This is a genomic window from Blastococcus sp. SYSU DS0753 (genome assembly GCF_054051175.1).
Genome location: NZ_JBJHAT010000002.1, coordinates 259552 through 274144 on the forward strand (window position 1 = coordinate 259552; position 14593 = coordinate 274144).

Sequence of the window (14593 nt, forward strand, 5' to 3'; positions counted from 1 at the left end):
CACGCGCCGGCCGCACACCGATCGGCGAACTGGGCGGTCCGCACCCGGCCACGGGCGACCCGGCGGGCACGCGACGGCGGCGCCGAGCACCCCCACGGGGTCGACGCGGCGAGGGCCGCCGAACGACGATCAGACGCTGACCGCGCCGCCCACCCGGGGCCGCCGCGAGTGCGGGATCTGGTCACTCAACCGCATCGGGCGGGTCAGGAGATCCTGGTCGACGTCGGCCGGCGGGGTCCAGCCGCTCGCCGTGGAGCGGGTCTCGACCGTGCTCGCGGAGCGGGCCGCGGGCACCGACCAGCCACCGCCCCGCGGTCGGTCCTCACGGGTCGGGGACTGCGCGTCCGGCGCGCTCTCGACGACGGCCGGGAAGAGGTCGGTGTCGGCGGCGCGGTGCCGGCCCACGACCGGGCCGGACTCGGTGGCCGGAGCGCGGTGCCGACCCGGAGGAGGCACCGGCACCGAGGACGCCGGCGCGGCCTGCACGGGGTCGCTCTCCGGCGCGCGCCGGCGACCGCCCGGCCGCTGGGCACCGGTCCGCGGCTCACAGCGGTCGCGCAGCAGCGGCAGGCTGGCGGTCGCCTCGACATCGGTCGACGGACCGTCCCGGAGCGGTGCCGCGGACGGGGAGGCGGGCATCGCCTGCGTCACCGGGGACACCTCGACGACCGGCGACTCCGGGAGCCGCACATCCCCCAGGTCGATCCAGAGCGCCTGCTCTTCGCCTCCGGTGACGACCCGCACCCACATCTGGCACGCGCCGGAGTCGTCGTGTCGCCACCCCAACAGCTCCCCCGCACACCAGGCACCCGCCTGGTGGACCTCGACGGCCTGGGGACGAGTGGTGAACACGGCGGCGCGGTTCTCCATGACGCTGGACACGGACGTACCGTAGGTGGCCGACCAGCACGCACGGTGAACATGCCTGTACTGAGGGTTGACGAAGTCGCCGAGCCGCGTTGTGAACACCTTGCCCTGGCGCGCAGGCACCGAGCCCTGCGGGGCCGTCAGGGCAGGACGAGGACCTGACCAGGCGAGATGGCCGCGGAGCCGAGCCCGTTCAGCCGCTGGATGTCGACGACGACGTCGCGGACATCGCGCCCGTCGGCGACCGTGCCGGCGATGGACCAGAGCGTGTCACCCGGCTCGACGATCACATTGGTCGTCCCCATGAGCTCCAATCCGCCACCCGCATCCCCGAGGACGGCGCTGCCGAGGACGATCACGCCCGCGGCGAGGAGGAGGGTGAGGACCACGAGCACGCGACGGCCGCGCGACGTCAACCGGAGCGGCGGCTGCTCCACCCGCCCCCGACACCCCCGGCCGGGCGACCGCCCCACCGTCGCCCGCGGGCCGCTCGTCCTGCCGCGAGCCGGCGCGGGCTGGAGTTCGGACATCTCCGCGTAGGAGCGAGGTGGCGGGAGCACCCGGAGATGCCGGGCGGGTGGCGGACCGGCGCGCCGCTCCCCCGGGTCGACCGGCACCTGGCCGCGGACCCGCAGTGCCGTGCTGCTCGTCATGTGTTCAGCCCTCCTGGCCGGCACCCGCCGGACCCGAACGTGTGTTCGATTCGAACGCCTGTCCGATGTCTACCGGATGGGACCGACACTTGGGGAGCGACACGGGAAAGTTTCGAACACCTGTTTGAAGTGGCCGCCGATCGGCGCTACCGTTCCTCCGACGACGAGGGTCGAGAGCTGCGCGGGCAGCCGGCGAGGAGGAGACGTGGCGGACTCGAGCAGGACGTCCGGCAACCGGGGCGGCACCGCGGGCGTGGCCCCGGGGACGGCGGACGGTTCGGCGTCGGTACGGGCCTTTCCCGACCGCGCGGCCGATGGGGACGGGCTCACCCAGCGGCAGCGGCGGGTGCTCGAGGTGATCCGCGACTCCATCGACCGGCGCGGCTACCCCCCGTCGGTGCGTGAGATCGGCGAGGCCGTCGGGCTGTCCTCGGCGTCCTCGGTCGCGCACCAGCTCTCGGTGCTGCAGAAGAAGGGCTGGCTGCGGCGCGACCCCAACCGGCCGCGCGCCCTGGACGTGCGACTGCCCGGGGATGCCGGCCGGGCCACCGCCGCACCGGTCGAACCCCCCGTGGTCGGCGACGGCGCGCAGGCCGCCGCGCCCGCCTATGTCCCGCTCGTGGGCCGGATCGCCGCCGGTGGCCCGGTGCTCGCCGAGCAGGCGGTGGAGGACGTCTTCCCGCTGCCGCGCGAGCTGGTCGGCGAGGGAACCGTCTTCATGCTCAAGGTGGCCGGCGACTCGATGGTCGAGGCCGCCATCTGCGACGGCGACTGGGTCGTCGTCCGCCAGCAGCCGACCGCCGAGAACGGGGAGATCGTGGCGGCGATGATCGACGGCGAGGCGACGGTGAAGACCTACAAGCGCCGGGACGGTCACGTGTGGCTACTGCCGCACAACCCGGCCTACGAACCGATTCCCGGAGACGAGGCGACGATCCTCGGGCGGGTGGTGTCGGTCCTGCGCCGGGTCTGAGGGTCAGGTCCGGCGGCGCAGTTTCCCGCCCACCCAGATCACGAGAGTGGCGACGACGGCGGCGATCAGCGCCGAGGCGATCGGCGAGCGGTCCGAGCGGGTGAGTTCCGCGAAGGACGGCAGCGGGTCCTCCGCGGGAGTCGGGCTCGCGGCGGGCAGGGGAACCACGGTGACGGCGCTGGGCAGGCCCTCGCTCGCGACCACGAGCGCCCGGTTGTCGGCGGAGAAGCTGACGGCCTCGCCCTGCGGCGACTCGGGGAGCGCCACCCGCACCGGTTCGCCGGCCAGCGCACCGGGCACGTCCGAACCGGACAGCGGCCACACGTAGGCGTCCGTGTAGGTGCGCAGCGCCAGTGCGCTCCCGTCGCCGGCAACGGCACCTCCGGTGATCAGCAACTGCCCCGCACGACCCACGGGGCCACCCGGGGTTCCGGTGAGGGTGACGTTGACCGTGCCCACCCGCTCCATTGGCACAGTGCCGCCGTCGACGAGCGCGGCGGCGGGCCGGTAGACCCCGCTGGAGCCGAGCACTTCCTTGGTCACGAGGTACGGCGTTCCGTCCGGGGCCAGGAGCAGCGCCTCGGCGTCGTGCGCGCCGTCGGGGTAGGTCAGCCGATGCAGCGCTGCCGCGCCGTCGGGCCGGAGGACATGCAGCGCGACGGTGGCACGGCTCGTGCCGTTGTCACCGGTGTCGGCGATCCAGACGCTCCCGTCCGAGCCGACGCCGAGGTCTTCGGGGTCGAAGGGGTCCGCGGCCCCGGCCTGCACGTCGACCACCGCACAGGCGGCATCGAGCCCGAGGACTTCGACCCGGTCACCGCCGTCGTTGAGGGCGAGCATCTGCTCTCCTACCACCACCAGGCCGGACAGCTCGGCGAGTCGGGGGTCCGTGATGGCGCACCGGACCTCCGGCGCCGGCTCCTCCGCCGACGCGGACGCGGGGACGAGCACGGCCAGGGCGCCGGTCAGGGCGCTCGCGACGACGAGCCGACGCCGCCGGGCGCGGCTAGGAACTCGCTTGGCCTGCTCGGGCACGTACCAAGCGTGACAGAACCATCGCGTCCAGTGCATGAACCACGCCCAGGAGGACGATCCCGACAGCGGCGCCCACGACCGCGTCGGTGACCCAGTGGAAGTCCAGCGACACCATCGCCGCGCCAGTGGCGACCGGCCCGACGACGCTCAGCCACCAGAAGGTCCGCTGTACCGCCGGCGGGAGCCCGTACTCGACCGCCTGCCAGCGGGCCACCCCCCACATGAGCACTGCGTTGGCGACGTGACCGGAGGGGAACGAGGCGCCGTCGGCGTGGAAGAAGTAGGAGCCCGGGAACGCCGGCGCCGTCCGCCCGATCCCGTGCTTGATCGCGTACACCCCGGCGGTCAGCACCCCGAGCGCCAGCAGCACGCGGAGGGCCGGCATCCAGGTGCCGCGCCGCCACAGCAGGTAGCCGACCAGGCCGGCGAGGACGACGAGGATGGTCACGCGCCCGCCGAGCTGCGTGACCACCCACACCGCCGGGTAGCCCGGCGTGTCCCGCAGGCCCCAGTCGCTGACGATCTCCGACACCCGGAGGTCCATCCGCTCCGACGGCCCGTGGCGGAGCAGGTCGGCGGTGATGAGGACGCCGACCAGCAGCGCCACGGCGACCAGCCACCACGGCGGCCGGCCGGGCGGGACCACGGGGGCGGCGCGCGGTGACTCGGCCACTCGCACCGCGCCCCTGGTCACGCCGCCACCGTACCGGCCCGTGACCGGATCGTGATCCGAGCCGATCGACCGCCCCAGCTCAGCCCACCGGGACCGCGAACTCCTCGAGCACCGCGGCGAGGGCGCCGTCCACCCGCGCGGTGAGCCGTGTGCCGCCGTCCTCGTGCCGCTCGCCGAGCACCTCGCCGTCCCGGTGCACCCGGGCCACGAGATCACCGCGCTCGTAGGGCACGAGCACGTCGACCTCGACGTCGGGGTGCGGCAGCCGCTCGGCCACCAGCTTGCGGAGGGCGTCGATGCCGACGCCGGTGCGGGCCGAGACCCAGACCGCGCCCGGCAGGGCCTGGCGGAGGGTGAGGATGTCCTCCTCGCTCATCGCGTCGACCTTGTTGACGACGATGACCTCCGGCACGGCCGCCGCGTCGATCTCGCTCAGCACGACGTGGACGGCGTCGATCTGGCCGAGCGGATCGGGGTCGGAGCCGTCGACCACGTGCAGCAGCAGGTCCGCCGCGGCGACCTCCTCCAGCGTGGAGCGGAACGCGTCCACCAGCTGGTGCGGCAGGTGGCGCACGAAGCCGACGGTGTCGGTGAGCGTGTACTCCCGGCCGTCCGGCGACTGCGCCCGGCGCACCGTCGGGTCGAGGGTGGCGAACAGCGCGTTCTCCACCAGCACGCCGGCGCCGGTGAGCTGGTTGAGCAGGCTGGACTTGCCCGCGTTGGTGTACCCGGCGATCGCCACGCTCGGCACGGCGTTGCGTCCCCGGCTCGCCCGCTGGGTGGCGCGGGCGGTCGCCATGCCGGCGATCTCCCGCCGCAGCTTGCTCACCCGGGCGCGGATGCGCCGGCGGTCGGTCTCGATCTTCGTCTCACCCGGTCCGCGGGTACCGATGCCGCCACCGCCGGCGACCCGGCCTCCGGCCTGCCGGGACATCGACTCACCCCAACCGCGCAGCCGCGGCAGCATGTACTGCATCTGGGCGAGCTCGACCTGGGCCTTGCCCTCCCGGCTCGTCGCGTGCTGGGCGAAGATGTCGAGGATCAGCGCCGTCCGGTCGACGACCTTGACCTTGAGCACCTTCTCCAGCTGGTTGAGCTGGCCGGGGGTGAGCTCACCGTCGCAGATCACGGTGTCGGCGCCGGTGGCGGCGACGATGTCGCGGATCTCGTTGGCCTTGCCCGAGCCGACGTAGGTGGCGGCGTCGGGCTTGTCGCGCCGCTGGCTGACCGCCTCGAGCACCTGCGAGCCCGCCGTCTCGGCCAGGGCGGCCAGCTCGGCCAGCGAGCGGTCGGCGTCGGCCTGGGTGCCCTCGGTCCAGACGCCGACGAGCACGACGCGCTCGAGTCGCAGCTGCCGGTACTCGACCTCGGTGACGTCGGCGAGCTCGGTGGAGAGACCGGCCACCCGGCGCAGGGCGCCGCGCGCCTCGAGCGCGTAGGAGCCGGTGGTGTCGTCGGCCTCGGCCCACCGCCCGGTGGGCGCGGAGCGGGTGTCGAGGTCGGCCTGCTCGTCGAGAGGCAGGGCGTCGGGGGCGGTCGTCATCGTCTCCAGCGTGGCACGGTCCTGCATGGAAAGCACCTGAGTTGTCATCGCCCGGTACAACGCATCGACGCCCCGGATGCATCCCGACCGGCGGCAGGGGTAGGGCCAGCGCGACGAACGCGACGCACGGAGGAGGAACCGATGAGCGAGAGCGCATCGAGCCGGCTGGGTTCGAACAGCGAGCTGGACGACCCGGGCCGGGACCCCGAGGGCATCGGCGGCCCGCCGCGCAACCCGATGGGTGCCGGCGCCGACCAGGACAGCGGCCGGGGGGCGCCACCCACCCCTCCGGCCACCGGCGACGACGACGCGATGGTCCCGCTGCCGCCCGACGACGACCGCCGCTGACGCCTCAGGCCCGGAGCCACTCCGGGCACAGCGTGCCGGCCGACACCAGCACGGCCGGACCGCTGAGGACCGTCGTCCCGGGGGTCACCTGCACCGACAGGCGGCCCCCGGGGACGTCGACGACGACCGTGCCCTCGTCGGCGCCCGCGGCACGCAGGGCCGCGTAGGCCGCGGCGCAGGCGCCGGTGCCGCACGACCGCGTCTCGCCCACCCCGCGCTCGCTGACCCGCAGCCGCACGTGGGCACCCGGCTCCAGGACGTTCACCAGCTCGACGTTGACGCCCTCCGGGAACAGCCCCTCGTCGAACGCCGGGGTACCGGTCAGGTCCAGCTGCTCGACGGGCACGTCGGTCAGGCAGGCCAGGTGGGGGTTGCCCATGCTGACGGCGAGACCGGCGAACGCCCGGCCGTCGAGCAGCGCCTCGCCCTCGCCGAACGGGCGGGCGGGGCCCATGTCGACCCAGTAGCCGCCGTCGGCACCGGCGCCCACCCGGCGGGGCCCGCCCCGGGTGCCGACGAGCAGGCCGTCGGCGCAGGCGGCGCGGTCGACGAGCCCCTCGCTGATCAGCGCGTGCAGGAACAGCCGGATGCCGTTGCCGCACATCTCCGCGTAGGAGCCGTCGGCGTTGCGGTGGTCCATGAACCACTCGCACCGGGACAGGTCCTCCCCCAGCACGGCGGGAGCGTCGGGCACGTGGGCGCTGCGCACCAGCCGCAGCACGCCGTCGCCCCCCAGGCCGGCCCGGCGCTCGCACAGCCGCCGCACCATGGCGGCATCCAGCCGGTCGCCGGCCCACACGGTGCCGTCGGGGTCGGGCAGCACCACGAAGTCGTTCTCGGTGCCGTGCCCGAGCAGCACGCGCGGCGAGGAGGTCACGGATCGATCGTACGGCCGGTGATCACCCCGGTCGCTGCGTCGGCCAGGTCGGCCCGGGCGGCGTCGAGCCACGTCGTCGCGGCGTCCCGCCGGAACCAGGACCGCTGCCGACGCACGAACCTGCGGGTCGTGGTGACGGTGCGCTCCCGTGCCTCCTCGGCCGACAGCGCGCCGTCGAACTGGGCCAGCACCTGGGCGTAGCCGAGGGCGCGGGAGGCCGTCGGCCCCTCGCGGAGCCCGTCGGCGGCGAGCGCCGCCACCTCGTCCACGAACCCCGCGGCCCACATCCGGTCGACCCGGACGGCGATCCGTTCGTCGAGCTCCGCGGGTTCGCGGTCCAGCCCGAGCACCACCGCCGGGTAGTGCGGGCGCGGCTCGGGGAGCTCGGCGCGGAACGGCCCACCGGTCAGCTCGATCACCTCGAGAGCGCGCACGATCCGCCGGCCGTTGCTGGGCAGGACGGCCGCGGCGGCGGCCGGGTCGAGCCCGGCCAGCCGGGCGTGCAGCGCGGCCGGACCGACGTCCGCGAGCTCCCCCTCCAGGCGGGCGCGGACCACCGGGTCGGTGCCCGGAAACTCCAGCTCGTCGAGGACGGCGCGCACGTACAACCCCGAGCCGCCGACGAGCAGCGGCACGGTGCCGGCGGCCCGCAGCCGGTCTATCTCGGCTCGCGCTCGCCGCCGGTACTCGGCCACCGATGCCGGTTCGCGCACGTGCCACAGGTCGAGCAGGTGGTGCGGCACCCCGCCGCGCTCGGCGAGGTCGGGCTTGGCGGTGCCGATGTCCATGCCGCGGTAGAGCTGCATCGAATCGGCGTTCACCACCTCGCCGCCCAGCCGCCGGGCCAGCTCGACGGCGAGCGCGGTCTTGCCGGTCGCCGTCGGGCCGACGATCGCGACCACCGGCGGCGGGGTCGGGACCACTGGTCCGCCGCCGCCGGGCGCTCCGCTCACGCGACCACCCAGTCGGCGACCGGGTAGCCCACCCCGAACGGCGCCCCGTCGTACCGCAGCCGCGCGGTGACGTGCCGGCCCGCGAGCGCGGCTCCCACCGCCCGCCAGACCGATACGCCGGCGGCGAGGAGCCGCTCCCCCGCCGCCGGGTCGAGCGCGGCCAGCCCGGCGGTGTCCCCCGTCGCCAGGGCGGTGGCGACGGCGGCGTCGAACGGCTCGGCCGCCGGATCCAGGTACCCGGGTGCCTTGACCGAGCGCCGGGCCGAGCCGTCGCCCATCGCGAGCACGCCCACCGGAGGCGGCAGGTCCCGCAGCAGCTGCCCGAGGTCGGCCGGCCCGACCCCGACGCGGGTGCCGGCGAACGACGCCTGGTCGAGCAGCCAGGTACCGACGGTATGCGCGAGGGGGAGCCGGAGACCTCCCGGGCGCAACCACCCGTCGAAGGGCAGCTCCAGGTCGACGCCGAACCCGCGGAGGTCACCGCCGTCGCCGGGCCCGAAGCGTTCCCCGGGCGCCGCACCGGGCCCCACGACGACCACCACCTCCGGCGCGGCGCCGAGCAAGGCGGTCACCGCATCCGCGCAGGCCGACCGCAGCGCGGCGGTCTCGGGCAAGGGCCGCCCCTCCACCGCCGGCACCAGCAGCGGCGGGCACGGGCAGAAGGCGACGGCGGCCGACGGGCGGGGCGTCCGGGCCGGGACGCCGCCGGGGTGGGAGGTCACCGCAGCAGTGTCGCCGATGCGACGTGGGACACTGCCGGACGTGTCGAGCACGGACGACCCCGGCAACGGGGTGCAGCAGGCCGCTCCGCCGATTGCGGAGACCCCCGAGACCCCCGCCCCCGAGGCGGCGACCCCGACCGACGGCGCCGACGCGGTGACCCCCGCGGCCGGCACGCCGGCGGCGCCGACCCCCGCGGAGGCGGCCCTCGCCGACCCCACCGGCGCGGCGCCGGCACCGGAGCCGGCGCCCGCACCCGCGGCCGAGCCGGAACCCGCGACCACCCCGGAGCCGACGCCGGCCCCGGCCCCGGCGGCTCCTCCGGTCGAGCGGGTGGTGAGCGACCCGGCGCAGTGGGGCCGGGTCGACGAGGACGGCACCGTCTACGTGCGCACCGCCGACGGCGAGCGCGAGGTCGGCTCGTGGCAGGCGGGCGACGCCGAGGCGGGGCTCGCCCACTACGGCCGCCGCTTCGACGACCTGGCCACCGAGGTGTCGCTGCTGGAGGCCCGGCTCAAGGCGCACACCGGCAACCCCGGCGAGATCAAGGCGAAGGCCCAGGCGCTGGCCGAGTCGATCCCGACCGCCGCCGCGGTGGGCGACCTCGAGGGGCTGGCCGCCCGGGCCGGCGCCATCGTGGCGACCGCCGAGGCCGCCGCCGTCGAGTACCGGGCGGAGAAGGCCGCCGCCCGGGCGGCGCAGGTGGCGCGCAAGGAGGCCCTGGCCGCCGAGGCCGAGCAGATCGCCGCCGAGTCGACGTCCTGGAAGGCCGCCGGCGACCGCCTCAAGGCGATCGTCGAGGAGTGGAAGACCATCCGCGGCATCGACCGCAAGACCGACGACGCGCTGTGGTCCCGGTTCGCCGCCGCCCGCGACGCCTTCGGCCGCCGCCGCGGCGCCCACTTCGCGCAGCTGGACGCCCAGCGCGGTGAGGCCCGTGCGGCCAAGCAGGAGCTGATCGCCGAGGCGCGGCGGCTGTCGACGTCCACCGACTGGGGTTCCACCAGCGCCGCGATGCGCTCGCTGATGGACCGCTGGAAGGCCGTGCCGCGCACCGGCCGGGACGGCGACGACGACCTGTGGAAGGAGTTCCGCGCCGCGCAGGACGTGTTCTTCAGCGCCCGCGCCGAGCAGGACAAGGCGCGTGACGCCGAGCAGGTCGCCAACCAGCGGGCCAAGGAGGAGCTGCTGGCCGAGGCCGAGCAACTCGACCCGGGCAAGGACCTGCGCGGGGCACAGAACGCGCTGCGGAAGATCCAGGAGCGCTACGACGCCATCGGGCACGTGCCGCGCGCGGTGATGCGACAGCTCGAGGACCGGATGCAGGCCGTGGAGCAGAAGGTGCGCGGGGCCGCCGACGCCGGCCGGGTGCGCACCGCCCCGGAGAACCCGATGGTCGCCTCGATGCGGGCCGCCGTCACCAAGGCCGAGGAGCAGCTGGCCAAGGCCGAGGCCGCGGGCGACCAGCGCCGCATCGCCGAGGCGCAGGCGAACCTCGCCACCCGGCGGGAGTGGCTGGCCGAGGCCGAGAAGTCCGCTCGCCGCTAGCCCTGCCAGGCATAGGAAGCTTTACCTACGGTTCTGCTCGCGATCCCGTAGGTAAAGCTTCCTGTGCCCTGGTTCAGCAGCCGGTCGTGAGCACCGGGAGCGGCTCGGGGACGCCGATCCGCGGCATGCCCAGCGAGACGCCCGGGGTCGTGGGCCGGGTCCCGGCCTCGCTCGCGTCCCCGGCGCGGGTGCGCCGGTGGGACAGCAGCGGGCCGTCGGCGACCAGGTGGTGCGGCGCGGCCTGGGTGACGACGGTCTCGACGACGTCGCCGGGGCGCACCCCGTCGGCCGCCGTGAAGTGCACGAGCCGCCCGTCGCGGGCACGGCCGGAGAGCCGGCCGCGCGCGGCGTCCTTGCTCCCCTCCCCCGCGGCCACGAGCAGCTCCACCCGCGCGCCGACGAGCTTCCGGTTCTCGTCCCAGCTGATCTCGTCCTGCAGCGCGGTCAGCCGGAGGTAGCGCTCCTGCACGACCTCCTTGGGCAGCTGCCCCTCCATCTCGGCGGCGGGCGTGCCCGGCCGCTTGGAGTACTGGAAGGTGAAGGCGCTGGCGAACCGCGCCTGCCGGACGACGTCCAGGGTCTGCTGGAAGTCCTCCTCCGTCTCCCCCGGGAACCCGACGATGATGTCGGTGGTGATCGCGGCGTCGGGCATGGCGGCGCGCACCCGGTCGATGATCCCGAGGTAGCGCTCCTGCCGGTAGGCGCGGCGCATCCGCTTGAGGACGTCGTCCGAGCCGGACTGCAGCGGCATGTGCAGCTGGTGGCAGACCGCCGGCGTCTCGGCCATGGCGGCGATGACGTCGTCGGTGAACATCGCCGGGTGCGGGCTGGTGAACCGGATCCGCTCCAGCCCCTCGATGCGGCCGGTGGCCCGCAGCAGGTCGGCGAACGCGCCACGGTCACCGAAGTCGCTGCCGTAGCTGTTCACGTTCTGCCCGAGCAGGGTCACCTCGAGCACGCCCTGGTCGACCAGCGCCTGCACCTCGGCCAGGATCTCGCCGGGACGGCGGTCCTTCTCCTTGCCGCGCAGCGCCGGGACGATGCAGAACGTGCAGGTGTTGTTGCAGCCGACGCTGATCGACACCCAGCCGGAGTAGGCCGAGTCCCGCTTCGCGGGCAGGGTCGAGGGGAAGACCTCCAGCGCCTCGGCGATCTCCACCTGCGCCTCGGCGTTGTGCCGGGCCCGCTCCAGAAGAGCCGGCAGCGAGCCGACGTTGTGGGTGCCGAAGACGACGTCGACCCACGGCGCCCGCCGGACGATCTCGCCGCGGTCCTTCTGCGCGAGGCAGCCGCCGACGGCGATCTGCATGCCGGGGCGGGCGTCCTTGACCGGGCGGAGGTGCCCGAGGTTGCCGTAGAGGCGATTGTCGGCGTTCTCGCGCACGGCGCAGGTGTTGAGGACGACGACGTCGGCGTCGTCCCCGTCCGCCGCGGCGGTGTACCCCGCCTGCTCCAGGAGGCCGGACAGCCGCTCGGAGTCGTGCACGTTCATCTGGCACCCGTAGGTGCGCACCCGGTAGGTGCGCGGGGCGGGGCTCTCCACAAGGCTGCTCATGACAGGAGGAAGGGTACGTCGCGGTTGGCACAACGATTGTCGTTGTTATCGATTTTCGTTATGGTCCGCGCCATGACGACGAGCCGCCCCTTCCTCGGCCGCACCGGCACGAACCTGGGCGCCGCCGTCCTGTTCGTCGTCGCCGGCGTCGCGGCCCTCTTCGCGGTGGTGCAGCCGATCAACCAGCTCACCCAGCCGGGCGGCAGCATCACGGTGAACGCGGCCGAACCGGCCGGGGACCGCGCGCTCGACCTGCCCGGGCTGCCGGAGGGCGTCTGGGTCGTCGACTCCACGCCGGAGTCGACGCTGGTCGCCTCCGACCTCCCGGCCGGGCTGCGGGCGCTCACCGAGCTGCCGGCCTCGCTGAGCGCGATCGCCGTCGCTGTCGGCGCATGGCTGCTGGCGCGGGTGCTCTGGGCCATCCACGACGGGCACCCCTTCGACCGGCGCAACCCCGGCCGGTTGGCCGGCCTCGCCGCGGCCGTCGTCCTCGGCGGCCTGGTGGTGCCCATGGCCGAGGGAGTGGTCGCCACCGCCGTGCTCGAGCACCTCGACCTGGCCGGGCCCGACTCCCCGCTCGTCCTGTTCGAGGTCACGATCCCGTTCACGCCGATCGGGCTGGCCCTCGCCCTCCTGGCCGCGGCCGAGGCCTTCCGCCGCGGGCGCGCGCTGGAGGACGAGGTCGAGGGGACCGTGTGAGCCCCCGCCTGGGCGAGCCGGCCCCCGACGAGGACGCCGCCCACCGCGTGGTGTGCCACCTGGACCGGCTCCTGGACGAGCGGGGCATGACGCTGGTCGAGCTCTCGGAACGCGTCGGCGTCTCGGTGGTCAACCTGTCGGTGCTCAAGAACGGGCGGGCGCGCGCCGTCCGGTTCTCCACGCTGACCGCGGTCTGCGGCGCGCTGGGCTGCCAGCCGGGCGATCTCTTCTCCGTCGCGCCGGAGCGGTCACCCGAACGGGCGGACACCGAGCCGTGAGCGCGCGACCTACCGGGGTTCGTTACGCCTTCGTGATCGCGCGGTGCGGGAACCGCGACCTCCCACCCTTAGGGTCCCCAGGGTGACCAGCCGTACGACCGGAGAGCCTCTCGTCCGCCTGTCCGGCGTGAACAAGTGGTTCGGCGACCTGCACGTGCTGCAGGACATCGACCTCGAGATCGCCCGCGGGGAGGTCGTCGTCGTCATCGGCCCGTCGGGGTCGGGCAAGTCGACGCTGTGCCGCGCGATCAACCGCCTCGAGTCGATCGAGAGGGGCGAGATCGTCATCGACGGCGAGCGGCTGCCCGAGGAGGGCAAGCAGCTCGCCCGCCTGCGCGCCGACGTCGGCATGGTCTTCCAAAGCTTCAACCTCTTCGCGCACAAGACGATCCTCGAGAACGTCACCCTGGGGCCGATCAAGGTGCGCAAGCGCTCCAAGGTGGACGCCGAGAAGCGCGCCCGCGAGCTGCTGGACCGGGTGGGCGTGGGCGCCCAGGCGGACAAGTACCCGGCTCAGCTCTCGGGTGGCCAGCAACAGCGGGTGGCGATCGCGCGGGCCCTCGCCATGGACCCGAAGGTCATGCTCTTCGACGAGCCGACCTCGGCCCTGGACCCCGAGATGATCAGCGAGGTGCTCGACGTGATGGTCGGCCTGGCGGCCGAGGGCATGACGATGATCGTCGTCACCCACGAGATGGGTTTCGCGAGGAAGGCCGCCAACCGCGTCGTGTTCATGGACGGCGGCCGGATCGTGGAGTCGTCCGACCCCGAGACGTTCTTCAGCAACCCGAGCTCCGACCGGGCCAAGGACTTCCTGTCCAAGATCCTGAACCACTGACCGTCCCTACGGAAGGACAGCTCATGCGCACCACCCGCTACGCCGCCTCGCTCGCGGCCCTCGGCCTCATGCTCACCGCCTGCGGTGGCAGCGAGGCCGGCGACCAGGCAGAGGACGCCGCCGACTCGACCGTCGAGGTGCAGGAGGAGGTCGACTTCGAAGCCGGCACCACGATGGCCGAACTGGCCGAGGCGGGGTCCATCACCGTCGGCACCAAGTTCGACCAGCCCGGGTTCGGGCTCCTCAACCCCAACACCGAGACCCCTGAGGGCTTCGACGTCGAGATCGCCAAGATCATCGCCGCCGAACTCGGCATCGCACCCGAGGACATCGAGTGGACCGAGACCGTCTCGGCCAACCGCGAGCCCTTCCTCCAGAACGGCCAGGTCGACATGGTGGTGGCGACCTACACCATCAACGACGCCCGCAAGGAGCTGATCGACTTCGCCGGGCCGTACTACGAGGCCGGCCAGGACATCATGGTGGCGGCCGGCAACCCGGAGGGCATCGAGGGCCCCGAGGACCTGGCGGGCAAGAACGTCTGCTCGGTGGAGGGCTCCACGCCGGCACAGAACATCCGGGACAACTACCCGGAGGCGACCCTGACGCTGTTCGACGTCTACTCCAAGTGCGCCGACGCCCTGGCCAACGGCCAGGTCGACGCCGTGACCACGGACAACGTCATCCTCACCGGCCTGGTCGCCGGCAGCGACGGCGCGTTCGAGCTCGTGGGCAACCCGTTCACCGAGGAGCCGTACGGCATCGGCGTGCCGAAGGGTGACGACGAGTTCCGCGCGTTCATCAACGACACGCTGGAAGAGGCCTACGAGAGCGGCGCCTGGGCGGACGCCTGGGACCGCACCGCCGGCGCCATCAGCGGCCAGGAGGCCCCCCAGCCGCCGGACGTCGACCGCTACTGACAATCTCCGGCGCGGGGGGGGGGGGGGGGGGGCCCCCCCCCCCCCCCCCCCCCCCCCCCCCCCCCCCCCCCCGGGGGGGGGGTGTGCAGCTCAAAAAAAAACTCCCCCCGGGG

The 14593-nt window shown here is 74.3% G+C and carries 16 protein-coding genes; 7 read left to right on the forward strand and 9 right to left on the reverse strand.

Going from position 1 to position 14593, the window contains the following annotated elements; genetic code table 11:
* Positions 1 to 129: 129 nt before the first annotated feature.
* Complete coding sequence (locus ACI799_RS03195; protein WP_456598760.1) at positions 130 to 882, reverse strand: hypothetical protein; 753 nt, start codon at positions 880 to 882, stop codon at positions 130 to 132.
* A 125-nt stretch (positions 883 to 1007) separates the two neighbouring features.
* Entirely contained in the window at positions 1008 to 1304 is a 297-nt protein-coding gene (locus tag ACI799_RS03200; RefSeq protein WP_456598761.1) for a LysM peptidoglycan-binding domain-containing protein, read from the reverse strand.
* A 421-nt stretch (positions 1305 to 1725) separates the two neighbouring features.
* On the opposite strand from ACI799_RS03200, the gene lexA reads away from it, so the two are divergent.
* The gene (gene lexA / locus ACI799_RS03205; protein ID WP_456612434.1) at positions 1726 to 2493 is read left to right on the forward strand and encodes a transcriptional repressor LexA; all 768 of its coding nucleotides are present in this window, start codon (positions 1726 to 1728) and stop codon (positions 2491 to 2493) included.
* A 3-nt stretch (positions 2494 to 2496) separates the two neighbouring features.
* On the opposite strand, the gene ACI799_RS03210 is transcribed toward lexA, so the two are convergent.
* From ACI799_RS03210 to hflX, 3 genes are read right to left on the reverse strand one after another with little or no spacing between them, the layout of a single operon-like run.
* Positions 2497 to 3528, reverse strand: coding sequence for a hypothetical protein (locus ACI799_RS03210; RefSeq protein ID WP_456612435.1), 1032 nt, complete (start codon positions 3526 to 3528; stop codon positions 2497 to 2499).
* Entirely contained in the window at positions 3500 to 4222 is a 723-nt protein-coding gene (locus ACI799_RS03215) for a phosphatase PAP2 family protein (protein ID WP_456589373.1), read from the reverse strand. Before ACI799_RS03215 ends, ACI799_RS03210 begins: the two co-directional genes overlap by 29 nt.
* A gap of 58 nt (positions 4223 to 4280) precedes the next feature.
* A complete protein-coding gene (hflX, locus tag ACI799_RS03220; RefSeq protein ID WP_456589372.1) occupies positions 4281 to 5771 on the reverse strand; it encodes a GTPase HflX in 1491 nt (496 codons plus the stop codon).
* Positions 5772 to 5885: 114 nt separating this feature from the next.
* Here hflX and ACI799_RS03225 point away from each other — a divergent pair, with 114 nt between their 5' ends.
* Entirely contained in the window at positions 5886 to 6092 is a 207-nt protein-coding gene (locus ACI799_RS03225; RefSeq protein ID WP_456612436.1) for a hypothetical protein, read from the forward strand.
* A gap of 4 nt (positions 6093 to 6096) precedes the next feature.
* Here ACI799_RS03225 and dapF read toward each other — a convergent pair whose 3' ends face one another.
* The 3 genes from dapF to ACI799_RS03240 are packed head-to-tail and all read right to left on the reverse strand — an operon-like array spanning position 6097 to position 8644.
* Positions 6097 to 6969 (reverse strand): diaminopimelate epimerase, encoded by an 873-nt coding sequence (gene dapF, locus ACI799_RS03230; RefSeq protein ID WP_456612437.1) that lies wholly within the window; start codon positions 6967 to 6969, stop codon positions 6097 to 6099.
* Entirely contained in the window at positions 6966 to 7922 is a 957-nt protein-coding gene (gene miaA, locus ACI799_RS03235; RefSeq protein ID WP_456612438.1) for a tRNA (adenosine(37)-N6)-dimethylallyltransferase MiaA, read from the reverse strand. The genes dapF and miaA overlap by 4 nt, the downstream gene beginning before the upstream one ends.
* On the reverse strand, positions 7919 to 8644 hold the full coding sequence (locus ACI799_RS03240; protein WP_456612439.1) for a hypothetical protein: 726 nt from the start codon (positions 8642 to 8644) through the stop codon (positions 7919 to 7921). Before ACI799_RS03240 ends, miaA begins: the two co-directional genes overlap by 4 nt.
* A 40-nt stretch (positions 8645 to 8684) precedes the next feature.
* Here ACI799_RS03240 and ACI799_RS03245 point away from each other — a divergent pair, with 40 nt between their 5' ends.
* Positions 8685 to 10190 carry a DUF349 domain-containing protein gene (locus ACI799_RS03245; RefSeq protein WP_456612440.1) on the forward strand — a complete coding sequence of 502 codons (1506 nt, stop codon included), beginning with the start codon at positions 8685 to 8687 and terminating at the stop codon, positions 10188 to 10190.
* A 73-nt stretch (positions 10191 to 10263) separates the two neighbouring features.
* Here the strand turns inward: ACI799_RS03245 and miaB are convergent, their stop codons facing one another.
* On the reverse strand, positions 10264 to 11745 hold the full coding sequence (gene miaB, locus ACI799_RS03250; protein ID WP_456598769.1) for a tRNA (N6-isopentenyl adenosine(37)-C2)-methylthiotransferase MiaB: 1482 nt from the start codon (positions 11743 to 11745) through the stop codon (positions 10264 to 10266).
* A 72-nt stretch (positions 11746 to 11817) separates the two neighbouring features.
* Here miaB and ACI799_RS03255 point away from each other — a divergent pair, with 72 nt between their 5' ends.
* From ACI799_RS03255 to ACI799_RS03270, 4 genes are all read left to right on the forward strand, one after another.
* Positions 11818 to 12444: a DUF2975 domain-containing protein gene (locus tag ACI799_RS03255; protein ID WP_456612441.1), complete on the forward strand. Its 627-nt coding sequence runs from the start codon at positions 11818 to 11820 to the stop codon at positions 12442 to 12444.
* A complete protein-coding gene (locus ACI799_RS03260; protein ID WP_456589364.1) occupies positions 12441 to 12722 on the forward strand; it encodes a helix-turn-helix domain-containing protein in 282 nt (93 codons plus the stop codon). The genes ACI799_RS03255 and ACI799_RS03260 overlap by 4 nt, the downstream gene beginning before the upstream one ends.
* Positions 12723 to 12804: 82 nt before the next feature.
* Positions 12805 to 13560 carry an amino acid ABC transporter ATP-binding protein gene (locus ACI799_RS03265; RefSeq protein ID WP_456589363.1) on the forward strand — a complete coding sequence of 252 codons (756 nt, stop codon included), beginning with the start codon at positions 12805 to 12807 and terminating at the stop codon, positions 13558 to 13560.
* A 23-nt stretch (positions 13561 to 13583) separates the two neighbouring features.
* The gene (locus tag ACI799_RS03270; RefSeq protein WP_456589362.1) at positions 13584 to 14480 is read left to right on the forward strand and encodes a glutamate ABC transporter substrate-binding protein; all 897 of its coding nucleotides are present in this window, start codon (positions 13584 to 13586) and stop codon (positions 14478 to 14480) included.
* The last annotated feature ends 113 nt before the right edge of the window (positions 14481 to 14593 follow it).